Origin of the sequence: Burkholderia sp. Z1, assembly GCF_014893795.1 — a bacterium.
Classification (GTDB): Bacteria; Pseudomonadota; Gammaproteobacteria; order Burkholderiales; family Burkholderiaceae; genus Burkholderia; species Burkholderia theae.
Window position 1 is genome coordinate 3,323,953 of record NZ_JACFYL010000002.1, and the last position, 23,290, is coordinate 3,347,242.

A 23,290-nucleotide genomic window follows, 5' to 3' on the forward strand; every position below is an offset into this window, starting at 1 on the left:
TACCCCCTGCGGCCTGCGCACGACGCGCGGCCGCGCTGCATCGGCACGAAGCCGGACCCAGAACCGGCGCGGCTGCAAGCCAGACAACATCCAGGAGACACAACATGAAGCTGTTCCGAGCGACCGGCATCGTGCTGGTGATGCTGTGCGTGATGTACTTCATCACGTACCTCGATCGTGTGAACGTGAGCACGGCCGCCGCCGGGTTCGGCAAGGAATTCGGGCTGAACAAGACGGAGATCGGTCTCGTGTTCTCCGCGTTCGCGTATCCGTACCTCGTATTCCAGATCATCGGCGGCTGGGTCAGCGACCGCTTCGGCGCGCGCCGCACGCTGCTCGCGTGCGGGCTGCTGTGGGCTATCGCGACGCTGCTCACCGGGATGGCCGGCGGCCTCGCGTCGCTGCTCGCCGCGCGCCTGCTGCTCGGGCTCGGCGAAGGCGCGACGTTCCCGGCGGCCACGTCGGCGATGTCGCGCTGGGTGCCGCGCGAGAAACGCGGCTTCGCGCAGGGCATCACGCACGCGTTCTCGCGGGTCGGCAACGCGGTCGCGCCGGCCGCCGTCGTCGCGGTGATGGCCGTGTACGGCTGGCGCGAATCGTTCTACATCTGCGGCGTGATCAGCATCGTATGGGTCGTGGTCTGGGCGCTCGTCTATACCGAACACCCGAAGGACCACCCGCGCATCACGCAGGCCGAACTCGACGCGCTGCCGCCCCCGAAGCAGAAACCCGCGACCGTGCCGTGGGGCCCGCTGTTCCGCCGGATGATGCCCGTCACGATCGTGTACTTCTGCTACGGCTGGACGCTGTGGCTGTTCCTGAGCTGGATTCCGCAGTACTTCCTGCACAGCTACGACCTCGACCTGAAAAAGTCCGCCGTGTTCGCGTCCGCGGTGTTCTTCGCGGGCGTGATCGGCGACACGCTCGGCGGCCTCGTCACCGACCGCATCTACGCACGCACCGGCAGCCTCAAGCGCGCGCGCAGCTGGATGGTGTCGATCTGCATGTTGTTCACGCTGCTGTCGCTGTTGCCGCTGCTGTTCACGCACCACCTGTACGTGTCGATGGCGTGCCTCGCGGCCGGCTTCTTCTTCGCCGAGATGACGATCGGCCCGATGTGGGCCGTGCCGATGGACATCGCGCCGGAATACTCGGGCACCGCGAGCGGGATGATGAATTCCGGCTCCGCGCTCGCGGCGATCCTGTCGCCCGTGATCTCCGGCTACGTGATCGACCGCTTCGGCAGCTGGGAGCTGCCGTTCATCGGCAGCATGGTGCTGATGGGCGTGGGCGTGCTGCTCGCGTTCCGCATGCAGCCGGAAAGCCGCTTCGCCGACACGCCCGCCGAACAGCGCGCCGCCAATCGCTCGCCGGCCTGATGCCCACGGGGCGCTGTCGCCGCCCCGCTTTTTTCTCGACTCGTCACCATGACCCAAGCTATCCATGACCTCGCCGCCCGGCTCGCCGCCGGCTGGCAACACGGCATCGCGTTCGCCGCGCTGCCGCCCGAACTCGTTCCCGCCAGCGCCGACGCGGCGTATGCGGTGCAGGCGCAAGTGCTCGCCGAACGCAGCGCCACGATCGGCGCGTGGAAGGTCGGCGCGAAACAGCCCGACGGGCCGATCCAGGGCGCACCGCTGCCCGACGACTGCCGGCACGCGAGCGGCGTCACGCTGCCGCGCGGCGCGTTCCGGCCGCTCGGCCTCGAACTGGAGATCGCGTTCCGCTTCGGCCGCGACTTCACGCCGCGTGCCGACGCGTATGCCGACGACGAAGTGTTCGACGGCATCGCGCAGATGGGTGCCGCGATCGAGATCGTCGCGAGCCGCTTCCGCGAATGGCCGGACGTCGCGCCCGCCGCGCAACTCGCCGACCTGCAGAACCACGGCGCGCTCGTGCTCGGCGAGATGACCGGTTATCGCGCCGATTTCCCGTTCCTTGCGCCCGCCCCCGCGTTCGCGTTCGACGGGCAGGACATCGCAAGCGCCACGCCCGGTACCAACCCCGCCGGCGACCCGCGCCGCCTGCTGCCGTGGCTCGTCAATCACGCATCGCGGCGCGGCATCGCGCTGCCGGCCGGCACCGTCGCCACGACCGGCTCGTACACGGGCATGTTTTTCCCGCAGGCCGCGGGCACGGCCATCGGCCGCATGCCGGGGTTGCCGCCCGTCAGCGTCACGCTCGCCTGATCCGTTCGTCTTCTCTCGCTACCGACCGCCGCCATGAAATCCGCCGTCTCGCCTTCGCTGGTCCGCCCCGTCCATCTCGTGCCGTCGCAAGGCGCCGCGCTGTCGCCGCTGTTCGAGCGGCTGCGCACGGAAATGCGCGGCGACGTCCATGCCGACCGCGCGAGCCGCGGCCGCTACGCGACCGATGCGTCGATCTACCAGATCATGCCGCTCGGCGTGGTCGTGCCGCGCGACCAGGACGACCTGCGGATCGCGCTCGACATCGCGCGCGACCGCAAGATCCCCGTGCTCGCGCGCGGCGCCGGCACGAGCCAGTGCGGGCAGACGGTCGGCGAGGCGCTCGTCGTCGACAACAGCAAATGGCTGAACCGGATCGTCGAATTCGACGCGCAAGCACGCACCGTCACCGTCGAGCCCGGCATCGTGCTCGATCACCTGAACGCATGGCTGAAGCCGCACGGGCTGTGGTTCCCGGTCGACGTGTCGACCGGCGCGCAATGCACGATCGGCGGGATGGCCGGCAACAACTCGTGCGGGTCGCGCTCGATCGAGTACGGCAACATGGTGCACAACGTGCTCGCGATCGACGCGATCCTCGCCGACGGCAGCGAATGCCGGTTCGGCTCGCTCGCGCAGCCGGTCACCGACCGCCGCACGCTCGACCTGCTGCACGGGGTCGAACGGATCGCGCAGCGCGAGCGCGACGAGATCGTCGAACGCGTGCCGAAGGTGCTGCGCCGCGTGGCCGGCTACAACCTCGACCTGTTCGACTGCCAGAACCCGCGCGCGTACACCGACGACGGCCACGCGAATCTCGCGCACCTGCTCGTCGGCTCGGAAGGCACGCTGGCCTACAGCTGGCAGATCACGCTGAAGCTCGCGCCGCTACCCGCGCACAAGGCGCTCGGCGTCGTGAACTTCCCGACCTTCTATCAGGCGATGGATACCGCGCAGCACATCGTGAAGCTGAAGCCGGTGGCCGTCGAGCTCGTCGATCGCACGATGATCGACCTGTCGAGGGAGAACCCGGCGTTCCGGCCCGTGATCGAACAGGCGCTGGTCGGACAGCCGCAGGCGATCCTGCTCGTCGAGTTCGCGGGCGAATCGCGCGATGCACAGCTGACGCAGCTCGACCGGCTCGCCGAACTGATGGCCGATCTCGGCCTGCCCGACAGCGTCGTGAAGATGACCGATGCCGGCGCGCAAAAGGCGCTGTGGGACGTGCGCAAGGCCGGGCTGAACATCATGATGAGCATGAAGGGCGACGGCAAGCCCGTGTCGTTCATCGAGGATTGCGCGGTGCCGCTCGAACATCTGGCCGAGTACACGCGCCGCCTGACCGACGTGTTCCACAAGCACGAAACCGAAGGCACGTGGTACGCACACGCAAGCGTCGGCACGCTGCACGTGCGGCCGATCCTCGACATGCGGCGCGACGGCGCGACGCGCATGCGCGAGATTGCCGACGAAGCCGCGGCGCTCGTGCGCGAATACAAGGGCGCGTATTCGGGCGAACACGGCGACGGCCTGTGCCGCGGCGAATGGGTTGCGTGGCAGTACGGCCCGCGCCTCAATGCGGCGTTCGCGGAAATCAAGACGCTGTTCGATCCCGACAACCGCTTCAACCCCGACAAGATCGTCAATCCGCCGCGCATGGATGCGCGCGAAAATTTCCGTTTCGCGCCCGGCTATGCGGCACTGCCGCTGCGGCCCGCACTCGACTGGTCGGCCTGGAACGTCACGCGCAACCCGCTGACCGGCGCAGAGACCGAACCCGGCACGGGCGCCGACGTCACGCACGGGCTCGCGTCGGCCGTCGAGATGTGCAACAACAACGGCCACTGCCGCAAGTTCGACGCGGGCACGATGTGCCCGAGCTACCGCGTGACGCGCGACGAGCAGCATGTGACGCGCGGCCGCGCGAACACGCTGCGGCTCGCGGTGACCGGCCAGCTCGGCGCGGACGGCCTCGCCGGCGACGACGTGAAGGCCGCGCTCGACCTGTGCGTGTCATGCAAGGGCTGCAAGCGCGATTGCCCCACGGGGGTCGACATGGCGCGTTTCAAGATCGAGGCGCGGCACGCGTGGAACCGCAAGCACGGCACGACGCTGCGCGAACGGCTCGTCGCGTATCTGCCGCGTTATGCGCCGTGGGCGGCCCGGATGCGCGGCGCGATCGCGTTCGCGAATGGCGTGCCGGTCGTCGCGTCGTTGGTGAAGCGCTGGATCGGCCTTGCACCGCTGCGTGCGCTGCCTGCGTTTGCGCGGCCGTTTCTGGGGGATGTGGATACCAGTGCCGGTACAACGTCGGCCGGCTCGACAACCCGCGACGTGCTGCTCTTCGTCGATACGTTCAGCAACTACCAGGAACCGGACAACGCGCGCGCCGCACAAGCCGTGCTCGAAGCGGCCGGTTATACCGTGCACTTCAACGTGCGCGCCGGTGAGCGGCCGCTGTGCTGCGGCCGCACGTTCCTCGCGGCCGGCCTCGTCGACGAGGCGAAGGCCGAGGCGAAGCGCACGCTCGACACGCTGCGGCCCTACCTCGAACGCGGTGTCGCGATCGTCGGGCTGGAGCCGTCCTGCCTGCTGTCGATGCGCGACGAGTTTCTTGCGTATGGCTATGGCGAAGAAGCGGCACGGCTCGCCCGTCACGCGTTCCTGTTCGAGGAATTCCTGGTCCGCGAACAGGCGGCCGGCCGGCTGTCGCTGCCGCTCGATGCGATCGACGCGGCCGAGGCACTGGTGCACGGCCACTGCCATCAGAAGGCCTTCGGCGCGTTCACGCCGGTGCAGACCGTGCTGCGCTGGATTCCGGGGTTGAAGGTGTCGCCGGTCGAATCGTCGTGCTGCGGGATGGCCGGCAGCTTCGGCTATGAAGCGGAACACTACGATGCGTCGCAGGCGATGGCCGAGCTGTCGCTGCTGCCGGCCGTGCGCGCGCGGGCCGAAGGCACGATCGTCGTCGCGGACGGCACGAGTTGCCGGCATCAGATTCACGACGGCGCGCAGACGCAGGCCGTGCACGTGGCGCGCGTGCTCGCGCAGGCATTGCGAAAGTGACGGCCGGTGCGGTCGAACGCATCGGGAAACTCAGGAAATCCACTCCGCGTGCAGTTGCTCGCTGTCGCCGAGATAGTCGAGCACCCAGCGCATCACCGGCGCCGTCTTCTGCGCATGCCACGCGACGCAGCACGGGCTCGGCGCCTTCGGATCGCGCAGCGCCTTCTCGACCAGCCGGCCCGTTTCGATGAACGGCCGAGCGAGATGCCGCGGCATGTAGCCGATGCCGAGCCCTTCGACGAAGCAGTTGATCGCGCGCTGCCAGTCCGGCACCACGAGCCGCCGCTGGCTCGGCAGCAGCCACGTATCGCGCCGCGGAATGTCGCGCGACGTGTCTTCGAGGCAGATCGCCGGGAACGCGGTGAGTTCGTCGGGCGATAGCGGTGCGGTGGCGCCAGCCAGCGGATGATCGGGGCTCGCGAGGAACGCCCATTCGATCGCGCCCATGTCGCGGAAGCGGAATTCGCCGCCGACGGGCACCGCCGTCGTCGCGCCGATCGCGATGTCCGCGCGCCCGGTGGCGAGCGCTTCCCACACGCCGTTGAACACCTCGATCCGCACGATCAGCTCGACGTTGTCGAAGCGGCGGTAGAAGTCGGCCATCAGCGCATCGATGCGGCGGCTCGACACGATGTTGTCGAGCGCGATCGACAGGCTCGGCTGCCAGCCATTCGCGACCCGCAGCGTGTCGCGGCGAATCTCGTCCATCCGCTTCAGGATGTCGCGCGCCTCGCTCACGAAATGCTCGCCGGCCTCGGTCGGCACGACGTGCCGGTGCAGGCGCCGGAACAGCACGACGCCCAGCTCGTCCTCGATGTTCCGGACCGCATAGCTGACGGCCGACGGCACGCGGTGCAGCGCGTTCGCGGCGGCCGTGAAGCTGCGCGTGCGCGCGATCAGCTCGATGAGTTGAAGCGACTCGATGGACAGCACTTCGCGTCTCCTTGCCGTGAATTCTTTTGATTGCGCGCGTGAAAATATACCGTTTCACGCCCTCTCGTCATACCTCGATACTGTTACCCGCAGTATTCGTGATTCGACACTTCAGAGGGGATATGGCAAACAACATCATCGGGCTGGCCGCGATCGCGGCGATCGGCGGCTGCGCGGTCGCGCTGCAGGGGCAGTTCATGGGTCTCATGTCGAAGAGCATCGGCACGACCGGCGGAATCTTCGTGAACTACATCAGCGGCGCGCTGCTCGCGACCGTGCTGCTGGCCGCGCAGCAGGGCGGCGAACTCAGGGCGTGGACGTCGGTGCCGTGGTATGCGCTGTCGGCCGGCGTGCTCGGCCTCGTGATCGCGGGGTCGATCGGCTATACGGCATCGCAGCTCGGCCTGACGACGGCGTTCACGATCATCGTCGCGACGCAGTTCGTCGTGTCGGCGATGCTCGATCATTTCGGCTGGCTCGGCGCGATGACACGGCCGCTCGACGTCACGCGCTTCGCCGGCATCGGTGCGATCGTCGCGGGGGTCTGGCTCACGTCGAAGTAACGCCCGGCCGCCGCGTAAGTGTCACTGCGGCTCGCCCATTCCGCCCATCAGCGTCATCAGCTGTTCGCGCAGCCATTGGCTGCCCTGGTCCTGATCGGCGCTGCGATGCCAGTAGCAGAAGTAGTCGAGGCCCGGCATCTCGAACGGCAGTTCGAGGATGCGCGCCGGATAGCGCTGCAGCAGCCGCAGCGGCGCCGTCAGCGCGAGATCGCCGCGCATCGCGATCAGCGGCGCGACCATGTAGTGCTGCACGCGCATCTGGATGTTGCGGCGCAGCCCGAGGCGCGTCAGTTCCGCGTCGACGTGCCCGCTGCCCTTGCGGCGGCTCGATACGTGGATATGCCCCATCGACAGGTAGTCGTCCATGGTCAGCGTATTGCCGTTGAACGGGTGATCGTCGCGGATCATGCACGCGTAACGATCGCGCACGAGCAGCGCCTGGTGCAGATGCGGATCGCCGATCAGCGGCGCGTCGATCGCGATGTCGACCGAGCCGTTCGCGAGCGCCGTGGCCACTTCGCGGCGGTCCATCGTATAGCTGCGCACGTGCATGCCGGGCGCATGCGTCTGCAGCAGTTCGCCGAGCGCGGGCAGCAGCAGCGCTTCGGTCAGGTCGCTCATGCTGAGCCGGAACACGCGCTCGGAAGAAGCCGGATCGAACACGTCGCCTTCGTGCGCGCTCGAATCGAGCAGCTGCAGCGCCTCGCGCACGCGGCCGACGATGTTCTCGGCCATCGGCGTCGGCATCATCCCGGCCGGCGTGCTGACGAACAGCGGATCGTTCAGCGTCTTGCGCAGCCGCGCCAGCGCATTGCTGACGGCCGGCTGCGTGAGGTTCAGCACCTCGGCCGCCCGCGTCAGGTTGCGCTTGTTGTAGATCGCCTCGAATACGACGAACAGGTTCAGATCAATCTTCGAAAGGCGCATCGCCGGATCTCCTTGCCGGCATCTTACGGCGCGCGCCGTTCGTTCGTCCATGCCGACGCCGCGGGCTGCACCCGATGCGTTGCGCATGCGTGCGCGCCGCTCAACCGCGCGGCGGCGGCGTCAGGTAGGCCGCCGTCGAACCCGGCACGCCGTCCTTGATCTCCATCCGCGCGATCGCCTGCAGGTGCACCTCGTCCGGGCCGTCGGCGAAGCGCAGCGCGCGCCCCCAGGTCCACAGATCCGCGAGCGGCGTATCGGGGCTCAACCCCGCCGCGCCGAACACCTGCATCGCGCGGTCGCAGACGTCCGTATAGACGCTCGGCACCAGCGCCTTGATCATCGAGATTTCCTTGCGCGCGGCCTTCGCGCCGACCTTGTCGATCATCCACGCGGCCTTCAGCACCAGCAGGCGCGCCTGGTCGATCTCGATGCGCGAGCGTGCGATCCATTCGCCGATCGTGCCGTGCCGGTTCAGCGGCTTGCCGAACGCCTCGCGCGACTGCGCGCGGTCGACCATCAGCTCCAGCGCAAGCTCGGCCGCACCGATCGAGCGCATGCAGTGATGGATGCGGCCCGGCCCGAGGCGGGCCTGCGCGAGCGCGAAACCGCTGCCTTCCTCGCCGAGCAGGTTGCGCGCCGGCACGCGCACGTTGTCGAACGTGATCTCGCAGTGCCCCTCCGGCGCGTGGTGATTGACCACCGTGATGTTGCGCACGATCGTCACGCCCGGCGTGTCGCGCGGCACGAGAATCATGCTTTGCTGCTGGTGCGACGCGGCCTCGGGATCGGTCTTGCCCATCACGATGAAGATCTTGCAGTTTGGATGCGCGGCGTTCGTGATGAACCACTTGCGGCCGTTGATCACGTACTCGTCGCCCACGCGCTCGATGCGCGTCGTGATGTTCGTCGCATCCGACGACGCCACGTCGGGCTCCGTCATCGCGAACGCCGAGCGGATCTCGCCGCGCAGCAGCGGCAGCAGCCACTGTTCGCGCTGCTCGGGCGTCGCGAACATGTGCAGCAGCTCCATGTTGCCGGTGTCCGGCGCGTTGCAGTTGAACACCTCCGACGCCCAGCTCACGCGCCCCATGATCTCGGCGAGCGGCGCGTATTCGAGGTTCGTCAGGCCCATGCCGGGCTCGTCGTCCTTCAGGTGCGGCAGGAACAGATTCCACAGCCCTTCCGCCTTCGCGCGTTCCTTCAGCTCTTCCATGAACGACACGGGATACTGGCCCGCATGCACTTCATCGTTCCACTGGCGGATGCGCGGCACGATGTGCGCATCCATGAACGCCCGCACGCGCTCGCGCAGTTCTTCCACTTTCGGGGTGTAGCCAAAGTCCATGATCGACTCCTCGGGATTTTCGTGTTCCGTTCGTTCAGAAGGCCGAGACACCGCCGTCGACGGCGACGGTCTGCCCGGTCAGATAAGTGTTTTCCTTCGCGCACAGCATCAGCATCGTCGCGACGATTTCGTCGGGCCGGCCGAGCCGCTTCATCGGCGAGCCCTGCGCGAGAAAGTCCTGGCGGTCGCTGATATCGCCGTCGGTGACCATCGGCGTCGTGCTGTAGAACGGGCACACCGCGTTCACGCGGATGCCGTGGCGCGCGTATTCGAGCGCGGCCGTCTTCGTGAGCCCGACCACCGCATGCTTCGACGCCGCGTACGCGGCCAGCTTCGGCGCGCCGCCGAGCCCGGCCATCGACGCGACATTCAGGATCACGCCTTCGTGCTGCGCGAGCATCTGGCGGATCTGGTGCTTCATCCCGAAGAACACGCCCTTCGCGTTCACCGCGAAGCTCAGGTCGAGATCGGCTTCGTCGGTGTCGATCAGCGCCTTCATCGGCGGTGCGATGCCCGCGTTGTTGATGCCGACGTCGAGCCGCCCGAAGCGCGCGGCGGCCGCGTGCACCAGCGATGCGACATCCGCTTCGACCCGCACGTCGCAGTGCTGCGCGATCACGTCGGCGCCGGCCGCGCGCAATGGCGCGGCCACGCGTTCGAGCGCTGCGTCGTTCAGGTCGCCGAGCGCGAGCCGCGCGCCCATCGCGGCCAGCTCGCTCGCGAGCAACGCGCCGAAGCCGCTTGCGGCGCCGGTGATCATCACGGCCTGTCCGGCGTAGCTGTCGAGTTTCATCGCACGCTCAGATCGTCAGGCCGCCGTCGACGACGATGCATTCGCCGTTCGTGTAGCTCGCCGCGTCCGACACCAGATACAGCACGGTGCCGGCCATTTCGCGCGGCTCCGCGTGGCGGCGCAGCGGGATCTTCGCCATCCAGTTCTCGTAGATGTCCTTGTCGGCGAACAGCGCGCCCGCGAACTTCGTCTTGGTCAGCCCCGGCAGCAGCGCATTCACGCGGATGCCCAGCGGCCCGCATTCCTTCGCGAACGCCTTCGTCATGTTGACGACGGCCGCCTTCGTGATCGAGTAGATGCCTTGCCGGTCGCCCGGCTGCAGCGCGTTCACCGACGCCGTGTTGACGATCGCGCCGCCGCCGTGCGCCTTCATCAGCTTGCCGGCCTCGACCGACATGAAGAAGTAGCCGCGGATGTTCACGTCGACGGTCTTCTCGTACGCGGCGAGATCCGTATCGAGGATGTGCCCGAAATACGGGTTCGCGGCCGCGTTGTTCACGAGGATGTCGAGCCGCCCGTGCTTGCCGCGGATATGCTCGAACGTCGCGGCGATATCTTCCAGCCGCCCGACGTGGCAGGCCAGCGCCTCGGCGCGGCCGCCCGCCGCGACGATCGCGTCGGCCACGGCCTGGCAGTCGTCGAGCTTGCGGCTCGACACGATCACGTGCGCGCCCTGCTCCGCGAGCAGTTTCGCGATTTCCTCGCCGATGCCGCGGCTCGCGCCCGTCACCAGCGCGATCTTGCCGGTCAGGTCGAACAGATTCGTTGCCATGTTGTCTCGCTCCTCCATTGATGGGTGTGTCGTTGTCGTGTCGACGCGTGACGATCGCGGCGTGTTCAGCGATGCGCGTCGATCACGCTCACGGCCAGTTCGGCCAGCCGCCCGGCCATCGCGCCGACGCGCAGCGCCTGCTCGCTCGACGCGTTGCCCTGCAGCGCGCGCGCCTTCACGCCCTGCGCGATCGACGCGAGCCGGAAGAAACTGAACGCGAGATAAAAGTGCCAGTCGCGGATCGGCTCGATCCCGCGCAGTTCGCAATAACGCGCGACGATCGCCGCTTCGTCCGGGATGCCGAGTTCGGCGCGATCCTGGCCCGCGAGCCCGCGCACCTGCCCGCCGGACGGCAGCCGCAGGCACATGCAGAAATACGCGAGATCGGCGAGCGGATTGCCGAGCGTCGACAGTTCCCAGTCGAGCACGGCCTGCACGCGATAACCGTCACGCGCGAACATCAGGTTGTCGATCCGGAAATCGCCGTGCACCAGCGCCGGCCGGCCCGTATCTTCGGGGCACGCTTTCGGCAGCCAGTCGATCAGCGTCTCCATCGCGTCGAGGCGCTCGGTTTCGGCCGCGCGATACTGCTTCGTCCACACGCCGATCTGGCGCTCGAAGTAGTTGCCGGGGCGGCCGTAGTCGGCCAGGCCCACCGCGTCGACATCGACGTCGTGCAGCGCGGCCATCGTCTGCAGCAGCGCGTCGTAGCACGCCGCACGATCGGCCTTCGGCAGTTCCGGCAGCGCGGGATCCCAGAAGATCCGGCCATCCTCGAAACTCATCACGTAGAACAGGCTGCCGATCACGTCGCGGTCCTCGCAGAGGTGATACGGCCGCGCGACCGGCACCGCGGTGCCCGACAGCGCGGTCAGCACGCGGAATTCGCGGTCGACTGCATGAGCGGATTTCAGCAGTTCGCCCGGCGGCTGGCGGCGCAGCACGTAGCGGCCGCTCTTCGCGTGCAGCAGGAAAGTCGGATTCGACTGGCCGCCGGCAAACTTCTCCAGGTCGACCGGGCCTTCGAAGCCCGGCACGTGCGCTTCCAGATAGTCGGTGAGGCGGGCTACGTCGAGTTGCTGGGAAGGGTTCGTCATCGTCGCGATCGTTCGTGGGTCAGCCGTAGGTTCGCAGCGCGTGTCGTTCGGGATCCTCCAGATGCGGGATGCCGTTGAACGACGCGAGGTGGAATGCATCGGCGTTGAAGAAAAACTGCGAAAGACTGCTGTTGCGGATCTGCAGGTTCAGCGCGATCGCGCTCGACGACGGCGCGGCGAGCACCTGCTGCACGGTGACCGCGATCGAGCCGCCGGAGCTCACCGCGAGCACACGCTGGCCGCCGCCGTGGCGGATCGCGGCGCGCGCGTCGGCGACGCGCTGCTGGAAGTGCGCCCAGGTCTCGGGCGCCGCGTCGCCGAGCTGGTCCTCGGACCACAGCTGCAGCACCTGCCGGAGCGCGCGGAAATGCTCCTTCATCGATCCGGCCGCGAGCCGCGCGATCTCCGGATAGTCGCCGGCCGCCGCCGCGAACAGCCCGTGGAAGTCGTATTCGTTCAGGCCCGGATGGCGGTCGACCGGCGCGCCTTCGCGGCCCATCCCGCGCAGGATCGCGTCGACCGTCTGCGCATGCCGGTTCAGCGTGCCGCAGATCACGCGGTCGAACGTCAGGCCCTGCTGCGCAAAGTATTCGCCGAGCCAGACGCCCTGCTGCTCGCCGGCCGCGGAGAGCCGGTCGTAGTCGTCCGTGCCGAACGACGCCTGCCCGTGCCGTACCAGAAAGAGTTCAGCCATCGCATGCCCGCCAGATCAGAAGGATTCAGCATAGCCAGCGGGTGTACATTTTTAAACTTTATTTCTTGAATCTTCGGGTATTCACCCTGTGAATTCCCTCCCCGGGCGCTTGCGCCCGGGGATATGGCAAGCGCTGGCCGTTACCGGCCGGTCACGCGGAATGCGTGGCGCTTCCGTCGACGGCCGCCTGCAGCGATCGTTCCGCCGCGGGCGTCACCAGTACGATCTTGCCGATGTGGCGGCCCGAATCCATCAGCTCGTGTGCGCTGCGCGCGTCGCGAAAATCGAACAGCCGGTAAACCTGCGGCTTGACGGCCCCTTGCCGGATCAACGGCCACACGGCCTCTTCGAGTTCGCGAATGAGCTGCGCCTTCTCCGCGTAGGTGCGCGAGCGCAGCGTCGAGCCGATGTGCGTGAGCCGCTTCGTCAGCATCGGAAACAGGTCGAGCTCCTTCGCGGGGCCTTTGATCACGCCGATCTGCACGATGCGGCCGTTGATCGCGGCCGCCGCGAAATTGCGCGCGACGTAGTCGCCGGCAATGATGTCGACGATCACGTCGACGCCCTTGCCGCCCGTGAAGCGCGCGACCTCCTCGACGAAATCCTCGCTGCGGTAGTCGATCGCGAGATCCGCGCCGAGCCGCATGCTCGCGTCGCGCTGCGCGTCCGAGCCGACGGTGGTGATGATCGTCGACGCGCCGAACGCCTTCGCCAGCATCGTCGCCGTCGTGCCGATCCCCGACGCGCCGCCGTGGATCAGCACGCTTTCGCCAGCTTTGAACCCACCGCGCTGGAACAGGTTCAGCCAGACCGTCATGAAGGTCTCCGGCAGCGCCGCCGCTTCGGCCATGCCGAGGCCGTCGGGAATCGCGAGCGTGTTGCTCTCGTTCGCCACCGCGTATTCCGCGTAGCCGCCGCCGGGAATCAGCGCGCATACACGATCGCCGACAACGAACCGCGTGACGTCGCGCCCGACCGCGACGACGTCGCCGGCGATCTCGAGGCCAGGAATATCGGACGCGCCGGGCGGCGGATCGTACAGCCCCTTGCGCTGGAAAACGTCGGGGCCGTTTACGCCGGCCGCGTGAATCCGGATCAGCACTTCGCCGGGGCCCGGCGACGGCACGGCGCGCGTGGCCGGTACGAGCACTTCGGGGCCGCCGGGACGCACGATCTCGATCGCGGTCATGTCGGCGGGGAGGGTTTGGGCATCGTCACTCACGATATGATCCTCAACGTTCGTCGATGCACTGTCGATTCGTGGGCCATCCCCGAATCGCCGCATCGCAATGTGTGTGAGGCCAGTCTATGGGCGATGCCGCTCGCGGGCACGCAGCGAATTGCCGATCGGGGAATGCAAAAATGCATCAGTCGGGACAAACGATGAATTGGGACGACGCGCGCGTATTCCTCGCGATTCATCGCGAACGCACGCTGCGCCGCGCGGCACAGACGCTCGGCGTCGATCAGGCAACGGTCGGGCGACGGCTCGCGACGCTCGAGCACATGCTCGGCGCGACGCTGTTCCTGCGCTCGTCGAAGGGCTATCTGCCCACGCCGGTCGGCGAACTGGCGCTGCGTGCCGCCGAGGCGATGGAGCAGCATGCGCACGAGCTGGTCCGGCTGACGCAGGGTGTCGACCGGCGGCTCGCCGGCGAGGTAAAGATCACGACGACCGATGCGCTCGCGATCGAGTTCGTGATGCCGTCGATCGCGCGGCTGCATGCGAAGCATCCCGACGTCTCCTTCGCGCTGAACACGTCGTCGCAAATCCTGAATCTCGCGAAGCGCGAAGCCGACATTGCGATCCGCACGGTGCGGCCCGACAACCCCGATCTGGTCGCGCGCCGCCTCGCGCACTGGGACATGGGCCTGTTCGCGTCGCACGACTATCTGCACCGGTACGGCGAGCCCGAGCGCGGCCGCGCATTCGCGGGCCACGACCTGGTCGTCTACCAGCCGTACATCGACGCCAGCCGCAAGCCGACCCTCGCCGGCGAGCCGATCGACGGCGGGCGCATCGTCGCGCGCATGAACTCGAACCTGATGGCGCGCGCCGCGGTGCGCTCGGGCCTCGGCATCGGCGAGATTCCCGTCTACATGGGCGAGCGCGACGGGCTCGTCCGCCTGTGGCCGGAGCGCGTGAGGCAGGCGCCTTACGAGGTCTGGCTCGTCACGCACCGCGACCTGCGCCACACCGCGCGCATCCGCGCGGCAATCGACGAGATCGTGGCGTCGTTTGCCGCGCCACGATGATGCGGGCCAAGCGCGAGCGCCTGCCAGCGCCGCCCGCCGCCGGTCATGCGTCGTCGCCGCGTCGCACCTGTGACGGATCGAGTGCCGACCCGTCACGTACCGCCTGCCCGCAGGTCCAGGCGGCCATCCGTCTGCGTTCGATGGCGCGGCCCGTGCGGTAGTATGGCGACTCGATGGAACCCCGATGGATCTGAACGCGTGGCCATGCCCGAACTTTCTTCCTCTTCCGGCGCCGGCCAGGGCGCCCAGGCGCTCGTCCTCATCGCCGAGGACGAACCCGAGATCGCCGAGATCCTGATCGCCTATTTCGCGCGCAGCGGCCTGCGCACCGTGCACGCCGCCGACGGCCGCCGCGCGCTGGAGCTGCACCTGTCGCTCAAGCCCGACCTCGTGCTGCTCGACGTGCAGATGCCGCACGTCGACGGCTGGAAGGTGCTCGCCGAGATCCGCCATCGCGGCGACACGCCCGTCATCATGCTGACCGCGCTCGACCAGGACATCGACAAGCTGACCGGGCTGCGCATCGGCGCCGACGACTACGTGGTCAAGCCGTTCAACCCCGCCGAAGTCGTTGCGCGCGCACAGGCCGTGCTGCGCCGCTCGATGGCAGGTTCCCGCCCGGAAGAACAGCGCGTGCTGCGCGCCGCGCCGTTCGAGATCGATCTCGAACGCCACGAGGCGACGGTCGAGGTCGGCAGCACCCGGCACACGCTCGCGCTGACGCTCACCGAATTCAAGCTGCTCGCGCAACTCGCGCGCGCGCCGCGCCGCGTGTTCAGTCGCGGCGAGCTGATGGCCACCTGTTTGCCGGAAGGCGATGCGCTGGAGCGCACGGTCGACAGCCACGTCAGCAAGCTGCGCAAGAAACTCGACGATCTCGGCGTCGCGGGCGTGCCGGTCAGCGTCCGCGGGGTCGGCTACAAGCTGTGGGGCGGCGAATGAAGCTCGACGGGCTGAGCCGCCAGATCGCGCTGACGATGGGCGCGATGGTGTTTGCCGTGACGCTGCTGATCGTCGTGACGGCCTACACGTTCTACTACTTCGCATTCAAGTACTGGCCCACGGAATTCAACCAGTCCGAGTGGCTGCCGACCGGGCCGGAATGGGTGTGGCTGATCTCGACCACGCTGGTCGGCCTCGCGCTCGCGGTGTTCGTCGCGATCCATCTGTCGCGCCGCATCCTCGTCCCGCTCAACTCGGTGACGGACAGCATCCGCCGCGTCGCGCGCGGCGATCTCGGCGCGCGCGCCGTCGCCGGCGACCGTTCGCTGCACGAGGCCGCGCTGCTCGCCGACAACTTCAACGCGCTCGCGAGCGAACTGCAGCGCGTGACCGACGAACAGACGTTCTGGAACGCGGCGATCGCGCACGAACTGCGCACGCCCGTCACGGTGCTGCGCGGGCGGCTGCAGGGGCTCGCCGAAGGCGTGTTCACGCCCAGCGAAGCGCTGTACCGCAGCCTGCTCGCGCAGGTCGAAGGCTTGACGCGACTGATCGAGGACCTGCGCGTGGTCAGCCTCGCCGATAGCGGCCACCTGAGCATCGAGATCCGCGACACCGATCTCGCCGCCGACGTGCGCGCCGTGGTCGACCTGTTCGCGCACGCGCTGCAGGCCGCCGGCCAGCATCCGGTGCTCGATCTCGACGCGCGGCCCATGCGCTGCGACCCGGTCCGTATCCGCCAGGCGTTGCTTGCGCTGCTGGAGAATGCGCGCCGCCATGCGGTGCCGGGTGCGATCCGGATCCAGACGCGCATCGAAGACGGGATGTGCCGGCTGCGCGTCGAGGACGATGGCCCCGGCATCCCGGCCGATTTCGCGCCGCATGTGTTCCAGGCGTTCAGGCGCGTCGACGAGTCGCAGCCCGGCGGCAGCGGCCTCGGGCTCGCCGTCGTCGCGGCGATCGCGCATGCGCACCACGGCGAAGCCGTCTGCGTGCCGACGGGCGCTGGCGGAACACGGTTCGAGGTGCAGTGGCCCGATCACCTCGTGCCGGCGCGAGAGGACGAGCGCTTCCCGGCCTGAACCGCCGCCTTCACGCCGTCACGCGTGCGGCTCGCGCCCGACCTGTTCGAGCGGCGGGCTGAACCCGAGTACCGTGTATTGCGTCACGGACACTGTCCCTTTCCCCGCCGCACCTCGCACGACGACCGCACGCACGGCACCGGCCCGGTCGAACTTCAGTTTCGTGCCGACGGTCGCGTTGCGCAGCGCCTCGAGTTCCTCGATCCGCGCGATCGCCAGCTTGCGGAACGCGCCGGACACGTACACCGGCAGGAACACCAGCGCGATGAACATCGACACCGCGTCCTTCGACACGCTGTCCAGCATCGGCTGGCCCGACATCACGAGCGACAGCGACGTCGCGGCGACGAAGATCGCCAGCACGGTTGCGCCCACGCCGAGCGACGAGAACCGCTCGGACGCCTTCTTCATGCGTGCCTTCACGAGCGCACGCGTGGTCGCGGACGTCACCAGCCATTCGCGCTGCGCGCCGTAATACCCGGCGATGCCGAGGAACAGCGTCGCGACCGCGCTGACGATGATGCCGCTGTACAGCGCATCGAACATCACGCAGACGAATTCGAGCCCGCACACGATGACCAACGGCACCAGCAGCAGACGGAACGAATAACCGTCGCGCCCGTGCCCCTGGATCCACCATTTCACCAGCGACAGCTGCCAGAAGCGGCTGTCCCGATGGAGCGAAAGTTCTTCGAAGTCCGTCAATTTCCCACCCGTGGAATCCCGTTGCGCCACCCGCGCCGCGTTGCCCGCGCCCGCCCGAAATGAAAATGAATACCTCAGGTTATCGATTGATCCCAAAGATTCATTAGACAGTGTCTCCGCCGCCGCGCGATGCTGGCCCCGCCACTGAACGCGGTGTCATTGCAACGCCGCACACGAGAACGGAGTGAGACACATGCCTAACGACCACCGTCAACGGCGCCGCACGTTATGGCTGCTGTGCGCGCTTTCGTTCATCCTCTACATCGATCGCGTCAACCTCGCGACCGCGGCCGGCGCGATCAAGGCCGAGCTCGGCCTGTCGAACACCGAGCTCGGCGTCGCATTCTCCGCGTTCGCGTATTCGTATGCAATCTGCCAGATCGGCGGCGGCTGGATCGCCGACCGGTTCGGCGCCCGCATCACGCTGATCGGCTGCGGGCTGATCTGGGTCGTCTCGACCTTCGCGACGGGGCTCGTGCACAGTCTCACGCTGCTGTTCGCCGCGCGCCTGCTGCTCGGCATCGGCGAAGGCGCGACGCTGCCCGCCCAGTCCCGCGCGATCACGCACTGGTTCCCGCGCGAGCGGCGCGGCGTCGTGCAGGGCTTCACGCATTCGTTCTCGCGGCTCGGCAACGCGGTCGCGCCACCGATCGTCGCCGCCTTGATGACGTGGCTGTCGTGGCGCGCCGCGTTCTTCGTGATCGGCGCGGTGACGCTGGTGTGGCTCGCCTGGTGGATCGTCGGCTTCCGCGAGCACCCGCTCGGCGACGACGACGGCCGCAGCACGCGCGCCGCGCGCCCCGCACCGCCGTCCGGCCCGACGCCGTGGGGACCGCTGTTCCGCCGGATGGCGCCGACGATCTTCGTCTACTTCTGCTACGGCTGGACCGCGTGGCTGTTCTTCACGTGGCTGCCGACGTTCTTCCTGAACGGCCAGGGCCTGAACCTGAAATCGACCGCGCTGTTCGCATCCGGCGTGTTCTTCGCGGGCGTGGTCGGCGACACGCTCGGCGGCTGGCTCTGCGACCGGATCTACCGGAAGACCGGCAATCTCGCGCTGTCGCGCCAGAGCGTGATCGTCACGAGCTTCGCCGGCGCACTCGTGTGCCTGCTGCCGCTCGCGTTCGTGCACTCGACGGCCGGCGTCGCGCTGTGCCTGTCGGGGTCGTTCCTGTGCCTGGAGCTGACGATCGGGCCGATCTGGGCCGTGCCGAGCGACATCGCGCCGACGCACGCCGGCATCGCGAGCGGGATGATGAACGCCGGTTCCGCGATCTCGGGGATCCTGTCGCCGATCCTGTTCGGTTATCTCGTCGACCGCACCGGCAGCTGGACGGTGCCGTTCATCGGCTCGGTCGCGATGCTGCTGATCGGCATCGTCGCCGCGCTGCGGATTCGCCCGGACCGCACGCTGTCGGAAGCGATGCCGGCGCTCGTCGAGGCCCCCGTCGCGCCGTCGGCGCGCTGACCCGGCTCGCCCCCGTGCCGGCATCACGCCGCGACGCGTGATCGGCCCGGCCGGCGCACCGCGCCGTCAGGCGCTGCCCTCCTCCTCGGCACCCTCGCGGTGAAACAGCGCGAGAAACTGCTGCGCGGGGATGCTCAGCGGCCGGTCGCGCCGCACGATGCTGCCGTACGACGGCAGCTTCTGTTCGAGCGCGTAATCGATGATCGAGACGAGCCCGTGCTCCGCGTTGCGCTGCGCGACCGTCAGCGGAATCACGCCGAGCATCGTCGAACGGTCGACGAGGTTCATCGTGGTCAGGATCGACCCCGTTTCGACCAGCCCGCGCGGCATCGGCTGGTGACGCGCATGAAACTCGCGCTCGACGACCTCGCGCGCCGGGCTGCCGGCCGGCTGCAGGATCCACGCGTAATCGAGCAGCGCGTCGAACCCGACCGGCCCGGCGTCCGCGAGCGGATGGTCGCGGCCCGCGATGATCGCGAGCGCCTCGTCGTCGACCACGCGGAAGTCGCAATCGGCCCCGACGTTGCGCCCGATCACCACTTCGAGCACGCCTTCGCGAAGCTGCGGCATCAGCCGGTCGCTCGTGTCCACCGCAATGTCGATCGCGAGCAGCGGATAACGCGCCTTCAGCTGCACCAGCGCCTCGGTGAGCCGCCCCGGCGACGCCGCCATGATGCTGCCGATCGCCAGCCGCCCCGCGCTGCCGAGCTGCAGTTCGCCGAGCTCGCGGTTCAGCGCCTCCATGCTGCCGCGGATCCCGCGGAAATAGCCGAGCACGCGCTCGCCGGCCGGATTCAGCACCAGCCCGCGTCCGATGCGATCGAACAGCCGCTGGCCGAGCGCGCTCTCCAGTTCGGCCAGCATTTTCGTCGCGGCCGGCTGCGTGAGGCCCATCTGCTCGGCCGCCGCGCGCAGCGTCAGGCATTCGTCGACGGCAAGCAACAGCGCGATCTGCCGCATGCGCAGCCGGTTCAGCAGCTGCGGGGTCGAGTCTCGTCGGTCGATCGAGCCCATCTTTGATTACTCCAGGTTATCGATTCATCAAGAGTTTTCAATTTACCGACTCATTCCGTCTACCTAGCATCAACCCCATACACGAACGGCCATGCGCCGCCACCGGAGACACAGCATGCACACCCCATCGACCGCCGCCCCCCTGCCCGTCGTCGCCCTGACGCTCGGCGACCCCGCCGGCATCGGCGCCGAACTGATCGCGAAACTGCTCGCGCGGCCCGACGCGACGGCTCACGCGAATCTCGTGCTGATCGGCGATCGCTGGCTGTGGGAAGCCGGCCAGCGCGTCGCCGGCGTGCAGGTCGACGTCGAACCCGTCGCGTCGCTCGCCGCGGCACGCGGCCGGCCGTCGACCGCGCGCGCCGCGTTCGTCGACGTCGAGACGGTCGATCCCGCGCAGGTCACGGTCGGCCAGGCCGGCGCGCCCGGCGGCCGCTCGACGCTCGTCGTGCTCGACCAGTGCCTCGACGCCGCGCTCGCCGGCGAGATCGACGCGATCTGCTTCGCGCCGCTGAACAAGTACGCGATGAAGCTCGGCGGGCTCCGCCACGACGACGAACTGCACCACTTCGCCGAAGCGCTCGGCGTGACCGACTATTTCTGCGAATTCAACACGCTCGGCGAACTGTGGACGGCACGCATCTCGTCGCATATTCCGCTGAAGGATGCGGCGGGCTGCCTGAGCATCGAGCGGATCGAACAGGCATCCGAACTGATCTACCGGTCGCTGCTCGCGAACGGCGTCGCCGCGCCGAAGGTCGCGATCGCCGCCTTCAACCCGCACGGCGGCGACGGCGGCAGCTGCGGCCGCGAGGAAGTCGACATCATCGAGCCCGCGGTGCGCCGGCTGCAGTCGCGCGACTGGCCGACCGACGCGCCGTTCCACGGGCCGTTCCCCGCCGACACGATCTTCCTGAAGGCACTGGCCGGCGACTACCAGGCGATCGTCACGATGTACCACGACCAGGGGCAGATCGCGATCAAGCTGCTCGGCTTCTCGCGCGGCGTGACCGTGCAGGGCGGGCTGCCCGTGCCGATCACGACGCCCGCGCACGGCACCGCGTACGACATCGCGGGCCGCGGCACCGCCGACGTCGGCGCCACCTGGCAGGCGCTGCAGATCGCGTGCCGGATGGGCGCCGCGCGCCGCACCCCCGCAGTTTCGGCGTGACGGCCCCATCGGCCGCCCGCCTTTCACACACGACAACATCGATTCTCGGAGACACCACCATGAAAATCCGGTCCGTGCGCGCTCGCGTATTCCAGTGGAAAGGAAAGACCGTCCCGCCGCAGGGCAACTTCTGCTCGAACGCGATGGATTTGCTGTATGCGCCGCAGGAAACGATGAGCACGTTCCGCTTCCATGCGTGGACGGTCGTCGAAGTCGAGACCGACGACGGCATCGTCGGCCTCGGCAACGTCGCGCTCGCGCCGCACGTCGCGAAGGTCATCATCGACCAGTACCTCGCGCCGCTCGTGATCGGCCAGGACCCGTGGGACTACGAATACCTGAACCAGCGGATGTATCGCGCCACCCACGCGTGGGGCCGCAAGGGCGTCGGCATGGCCGCGATCTCGGCGGTCGACATCGCGATCTGGGACATCCTCGGCAAGAGCGTCGGCAAGCCGGTGTTCAAGCTGCTCGGCGGCCGCACCAAGGAAAAGATCCCCTGCTACTACTCGAAGCTCTACCGCACCGACCTGAAGGCGATGCAGGACGAGGCGCAGCAGTATCTGAAGGAAGGCTTCCGCGCGTTCAAGATGCGCTTCGGCTACGGGCCCGCGCACGGGCAGCAGGGGGTGGTCGAGAACCTGAAGTCGGTCGCGGCGATCCGCGAGGTGATCGGCTACGACAACGACCTGATGCTCGAGTGCTACATGGGCTGGAACCTCGAGTACGCGAAGCGCATCCTGCCGAAGCTCGAGAAATACCAGCCGCGCTGGCTCGAGGAACCGGTGATCGCCGACGACATCGACGGTTACGCGGAGCTGAACCAGCTGACCCGCATTCCGATCTCCGGCGGCGAGCACGAGTTCTCGCTGTACGGCTTCAAGCAGCTGCTCGACCGCAAGGCCGTGTCGGTCGTGCAGTACGACACGAACCGCGTCGGCGGGATCACGATGGCGCACAAGATCAACGCGCTGTGCGAGGCGTACAGCGTGCCGGTGATTCCGCATGCAGGCCAGATGCACAACTATCACCTGACGATGAGCACGCTCGCGTCGCCCATGAGCGAATACTTCCCGATGTTCGACGTCGAGGTCGGCAACGAGCTGTTCTATTACATCTTCGACGGCGAGCCGGTGGCCGAAAACGGCTTCGTGCAACTGCGCGACGACGTGCCGGGCCTCGGTCTCACGCTGAAGACCGAATTTCTCGACCAGTTCGACATCGTCGAGTGAGGCCGGCCATGAACGCACGCTACCAGGGCGTCTTTCCGGTCGCGCCGACGATCTTCGACGCGCACGGCGCGCTCGATCTCGACGGCCAGCGCCGCTGCCTCGACTTCATGATCGACGCCGGTTCGCAGGGCCTCTGCATCCACGCGAACTACTCCGAGCAATTCGCGCTCGGCGACGACGAACGCGACCTGATCACGCGCACCACGCTCGAGCATGTCGCGGGCCGCGTGCCGGTGATCGTCACGACGTCGCACTTCAGCGCGCGGATCTGCGCGGAGCGCAACCGGCACGCCCAGGCGCTCGGCGCGGCGATGGTGATGGTGATGCCGCCGTACCACGGCGCGACGTTCCGCGTGCCCGAAGCGCAGGTTCGCGCGTTCTTCGCCGAAGCGGCCGACGGGCTCCACATTCCGCTGATGATCCAGGACGCGCCCGCGAGCGGCGTCGCGCTGTCCGCGTCGTTGCTCGCGACGCTCGCGCGCGAGATCGATGCCGTGTCGTACTTCAAAATCGAGACGGCCGGCGCCGCGTCGAAGCTGCGCGAGCTGATCGCGCTCGGCGGCGACGCGATCGAAGGGCCGTGGGACGGCGAGGAAGGCATCACGCTGCTCGCCGATCTCGATGCGGGCGCAACCGGCGCGATGACGGGCGGCGGTTATCCGGACGGGATTCGCCGGATCACCGATGCGTATTTCGCCGGGCGCCGCGATGAAGCGTGCGAGCAGTACGCGCGCTGGCTGCCGCTGATCAACTACGAGAACCGCCAGTCGGGCTTCCTGACCGCGAAGGCACTGATGCGCGAAGGCGGCGTGATCGCGTGCGACCAGCCGCGCGCGCCGTGGCCCGAGCTGCATCCGCAGGTGCGCGCGGGGCTGCTCGATACGGCGCGGCGGCTCGACCCGCTCGTGCTGCGCTGGGGACGCTAGAGATCGAAAGCACGCGCGACGCACACGCGTTGCGCATCGGCGGCCGGCACCTGCCGGCCCGCCACGGCGAGACAGCGGCCCATCCGAAGGCCGCCGCGGCCAACCACCCGAACGATGG

21 protein-coding genes are annotated in these 23,290 nt (G+C 68.2%); 11 read left to right on the forward strand and 10 right to left on the reverse strand.

Annotation, left to right across the window (positions count from 1 at the left end; all coding sequences use genetic code 11):
* Positions 1-104 precede the first annotated feature (104 nt).
* Genes H3H55_RS31730 through H3H55_RS31740 form a run of 3 tightly spaced genes read left to right on the forward strand, consistent with a single transcriptional unit; the run spans position 105 to position 5,252 of the window.
* Positions 105-1,379 carry an MFS transporter gene (locus tag H3H55_RS31730; protein WP_193101836.1) on the forward strand — a complete coding sequence of 425 codons (1,275 nt, stop codon included), beginning with the start codon at positions 105-107 and terminating at the stop codon, positions 1,377-1,379.
* Between the two features lie 48 nt (positions 1,380-1,427).
* On the forward strand, positions 1,428-2,189 hold the full coding sequence (locus tag H3H55_RS31735; RefSeq protein ID WP_193101838.1) for a 2-keto-4-pentenoate hydratase: 762 nt from the start codon (positions 1,428-1,430) through the stop codon (positions 2,187-2,189).
* Positions 2,190-2,222: 33 nt separating this feature from the next.
* Positions 2,223-5,252 carry an FAD-binding and (Fe-S)-binding domain-containing protein gene (locus H3H55_RS31740; protein WP_193101840.1) on the forward strand — a complete coding sequence of 1,010 codons (3,030 nt, stop codon included), beginning with the start codon at positions 2,223-2,225 and terminating at the stop codon, positions 5,250-5,252.
* Positions 5,253-5,282: 30 nt separating this feature from the next.
* On the opposite strand, the gene punR is transcribed toward H3H55_RS31740, so the two are convergent.
* On the reverse strand, positions 5,283-6,185 hold the full coding sequence (gene punR, locus H3H55_RS31745; RefSeq protein WP_193101842.1) for a DNA-binding transcriptional activator PunR: 903 nt from the start codon (positions 6,183-6,185) through the stop codon (positions 5,283-5,285).
* A gap of 122 nt (positions 6,186-6,307) precedes the next feature.
* Here punR and H3H55_RS31750 point away from each other — a divergent pair, with 122 nt between their 5' ends.
* Complete coding sequence (locus H3H55_RS31750; protein ID WP_193101844.1) at positions 6,308-6,748, forward strand: DMT family transporter; 441 nt, start codon at positions 6,308-6,310, stop codon at positions 6,746-6,748.
* A 21-nt stretch (positions 6,749-6,769) separates the two neighbouring features.
* On the opposite strand, the gene H3H55_RS31755 is transcribed toward H3H55_RS31750, so the two are convergent.
* The 7 genes from H3H55_RS31755 to H3H55_RS31785 all read right to left on the reverse strand — a co-directional run bounded on the left by H3H55_RS31755 (position 6,770) and on the right by H3H55_RS31785 (position 13,565).
* Entirely contained in the window at positions 6,770-7,675 is a 906-nt protein-coding gene (locus H3H55_RS31755) for a LysR family transcriptional regulator (protein ID WP_193101846.1), read from the reverse strand.
* 100 nt (positions 7,676-7,775) lie between these two features.
* Positions 7,776-9,020, reverse strand: a complete 1,245-nt coding sequence (locus tag H3H55_RS31760) for an acyl-CoA dehydrogenase family protein (protein WP_193101848.1) — start codon at positions 9,018-9,020, stop codon at positions 7,776-7,778.
* Between the two features lie 34 nt (positions 9,021-9,054).
* Complete coding sequence (locus H3H55_RS31765; RefSeq protein ID WP_193101850.1) at positions 9,055-9,813, reverse strand: SDR family NAD(P)-dependent oxidoreductase; 759 nt, start codon at positions 9,811-9,813, stop codon at positions 9,055-9,057.
* A gap of 7 nt (positions 9,814-9,820) precedes the next feature.
* Entirely contained in the window at positions 9,821-10,585 is a 765-nt protein-coding gene (locus tag H3H55_RS31770; protein ID WP_034181113.1) for an SDR family oxidoreductase, read from the reverse strand.
* A gap of 65 nt (positions 10,586-10,650) precedes the next feature.
* A complete protein-coding gene (locus H3H55_RS31775) occupies positions 10,651-11,682 on the reverse strand; it encodes a phosphotransferase (RefSeq protein WP_193101852.1) in 1,032 nt (343 codons plus the stop codon).
* A 19-nt stretch (positions 11,683-11,701) separates the two neighbouring features.
* On the reverse strand, positions 11,702-12,376 hold the full coding sequence (locus tag H3H55_RS31780) for a histidine phosphatase family protein (RefSeq protein ID WP_193101854.1): 675 nt from the start codon (positions 12,374-12,376) through the stop codon (positions 11,702-11,704).
* 151 nt (positions 12,377-12,527) lie between these two features.
* Positions 12,528-13,565 carry an NAD(P)H-quinone oxidoreductase gene (locus H3H55_RS31785; protein WP_193102271.1) on the reverse strand — a complete coding sequence of 346 codons (1,038 nt, stop codon included), beginning with the start codon at positions 13,563-13,565 and terminating at the stop codon, positions 12,528-12,530.
* A gap of 194 nt (positions 13,566-13,759) precedes the next feature.
* On the opposite strand from H3H55_RS31785, the gene H3H55_RS31790 reads away from it, so the two are divergent.
* From H3H55_RS31790 to H3H55_RS31800, 3 genes are all read left to right on the forward strand, one after another.
* Positions 13,760-14,632 carry a LysR family transcriptional regulator gene (locus H3H55_RS31790; protein WP_226800434.1) on the forward strand — a complete coding sequence of 291 codons (873 nt, stop codon included), beginning with the start codon at positions 13,760-13,762 and terminating at the stop codon, positions 14,630-14,632.
* A gap of 204 nt (positions 14,633-14,836) precedes the next feature.
* Positions 14,837-15,574, forward strand: coding sequence for a response regulator (locus H3H55_RS31795; RefSeq protein ID WP_193101858.1), 738 nt, complete (start codon positions 14,837-14,839; stop codon positions 15,572-15,574).
* Entirely contained in the window at positions 15,571-16,656 is a 1,086-nt protein-coding gene (locus tag H3H55_RS31800) for an ATP-binding protein (RefSeq protein ID WP_193101860.1), read from the forward strand. Before H3H55_RS31795 ends, H3H55_RS31800 begins: the two co-directional genes overlap by 4 nt.
* Before the next feature lie 18 nt (positions 16,657-16,674).
* On the opposite strand, the gene H3H55_RS31805 is transcribed toward H3H55_RS31800, so the two are convergent.
* Complete coding sequence (locus tag H3H55_RS31805; RefSeq protein WP_193101862.1) at positions 16,675-17,361, reverse strand: hypothetical protein; 687 nt, start codon at positions 17,359-17,361, stop codon at positions 16,675-16,677.
* 193 nt (positions 17,362-17,554) lie between these two features.
* On the opposite strand from H3H55_RS31805, the gene H3H55_RS31810 reads away from it, so the two are divergent.
* The gene (locus H3H55_RS31810; protein WP_193101864.1) at positions 17,555-18,829 is read left to right on the forward strand and encodes an MFS transporter; all 1,275 of its coding nucleotides are present in this window, start codon (positions 17,555-17,557) and stop codon (positions 18,827-18,829) included.
* Between the two features lie 66 nt (positions 18,830-18,895).
* On the opposite strand, the gene H3H55_RS31815 is transcribed toward H3H55_RS31810, so the two are convergent.
* Positions 18,896-19,843: a LysR family transcriptional regulator gene (locus H3H55_RS31815; RefSeq protein ID WP_193101865.1), complete on the reverse strand. Its 948-nt coding sequence runs from the start codon at positions 19,841-19,843 to the stop codon at positions 18,896-18,898.
* A 115-nt stretch (positions 19,844-19,958) separates the two neighbouring features.
* On the opposite strand from H3H55_RS31815, the gene H3H55_RS31820 reads away from it, so the two are divergent.
* From H3H55_RS31820 to H3H55_RS31830, 3 genes are read left to right on the forward strand one after another with little or no spacing between them, the layout of a single operon-like run.
* Entirely contained in the window at positions 19,959-21,014 is a 1,056-nt protein-coding gene (locus H3H55_RS31820) for a 4-hydroxythreonine-4-phosphate dehydrogenase PdxA (RefSeq protein WP_193101867.1), read from the forward strand.
* Positions 21,015-21,073: 59 nt separating this feature from the next.
* Positions 21,074-22,246, forward strand: coding sequence for an L-rhamnonate dehydratase (locus H3H55_RS31825; protein ID WP_193101869.1), 1,173 nt, complete (start codon positions 21,074-21,076; stop codon positions 22,244-22,246).
* 8 nt (positions 22,247-22,254) lie between these two features.
* Entirely contained in the window at positions 22,255-23,172 is a 918-nt protein-coding gene (locus H3H55_RS31830; RefSeq protein ID WP_193101871.1) for a dihydrodipicolinate synthase family protein, read from the forward strand.
* Positions 23,173-23,290 lie beyond the last annotated feature (118 nt).

What these genes read in the sequence shown, in the direction of transcription:
- H3H55_RS31730 (WP_193101836.1), top strand. Translation starts at nt 105, where the DNA reads ATGAAGCTGTTCCGAGCGACCGGCATCGTGCTGGTGATGCTGTGCGTG.
- H3H55_RS31735 (WP_193101838.1), top strand. Translation starts at nt 1,428, where the DNA reads ATGACCCAAGCTATCCATGACCTCGCCGCCCGGCTCGCCGCCGGCTGG.
- H3H55_RS31740 (WP_193101840.1), top strand. Translation starts at nt 2,223, where the DNA reads ATGAAATCCGCCGTCTCGCCTTCGCTGGTCCGCCCCGTCCATCTCGTG.
- H3H55_RS31750 (WP_193101844.1), top strand. Translation starts at nt 6,308, where the DNA reads ATGGCAAACAACATCATCGGGCTGGCCGCGATCGCGGCGATCGGCGGC.
- H3H55_RS31755 (WP_193101846.1), bottom strand. Translation starts at nt 7,675, where the DNA reads ATGCGCCTTTCGAAGATTGATCTGAACCTGTTCGTCGTATTCGAGGCG.
- H3H55_RS31760 (WP_193101848.1), bottom strand. Translation starts at nt 9,020, where the DNA reads ATGGACTTTGGCTACACCCCGAAAGTGGAAGAACTGCGCGAGCGCGTG.
- H3H55_RS31765 (WP_193101850.1), bottom strand. Translation starts at nt 9,813, where the DNA reads ATGAAACTCGACAGCTACGCCGGACAGGCCGTGATGATCACCGGCGCC.
- H3H55_RS31770 (WP_034181113.1), bottom strand. Translation starts at nt 10,585, where the DNA reads ATGGCAACGAATCTGTTCGACCTGACCGGCAAGATCGCGCTGGTGACG.
- H3H55_RS31775 (WP_193101852.1), bottom strand. Translation starts at nt 11,682, where the DNA reads ATGACGAACCCTTCCCAGCAACTCGACGTAGCCCGCCTCACCGACTAT.
- H3H55_RS31780 (WP_193101854.1), bottom strand. Translation starts at nt 12,376, where the DNA reads ATGGCTGAACTCTTTCTGGTACGGCACGGGCAGGCGTCGTTCGGCACG.
- H3H55_RS31785 (WP_193102271.1), bottom strand. Translation starts at nt 13,565, where the DNA reads ATGACCGCGATCGAGATCGTGCGTCCCGGCGGCCCCGAAGTGCTCGTA.
- H3H55_RS31790 (WP_226800434.1), top strand. Translation starts at nt 13,760, where the DNA reads ATGAATTGGGACGACGCGCGCGTATTCCTCGCGATTCATCGCGAACGC.
- H3H55_RS31795 (WP_193101858.1), top strand. Translation starts at nt 14,837, where the DNA reads ATGCCCGAACTTTCTTCCTCTTCCGGCGCCGGCCAGGGCGCCCAGGCG.
- H3H55_RS31800 (WP_193101860.1), top strand. Translation starts at nt 15,571, where the DNA reads ATGAAGCTCGACGGGCTGAGCCGCCAGATCGCGCTGACGATGGGCGCG.
- H3H55_RS31810 (WP_193101864.1), top strand. Translation starts at nt 17,555, where the DNA reads ATGCCTAACGACCACCGTCAACGGCGCCGCACGTTATGGCTGCTGTGC.
- H3H55_RS31815 (WP_193101865.1), bottom strand. Translation starts at nt 19,843, where the DNA reads ATGGGCTCGATCGACCGACGAGACTCGACCCCGCAGCTGCTGAACCGG.
- H3H55_RS31820 (WP_193101867.1), top strand. Translation starts at nt 19,959, where the DNA reads ATGCACACCCCATCGACCGCCGCCCCCCTGCCCGTCGTCGCCCTGACG.
- H3H55_RS31825 (WP_193101869.1), top strand. Translation starts at nt 21,074, where the DNA reads ATGAAAATCCGGTCCGTGCGCGCTCGCGTATTCCAGTGGAAAGGAAAG.
- H3H55_RS31830 (WP_193101871.1), top strand. Translation starts at nt 22,255, where the DNA reads ATGAACGCACGCTACCAGGGCGTCTTTCCGGTCGCGCCGACGATCTTC.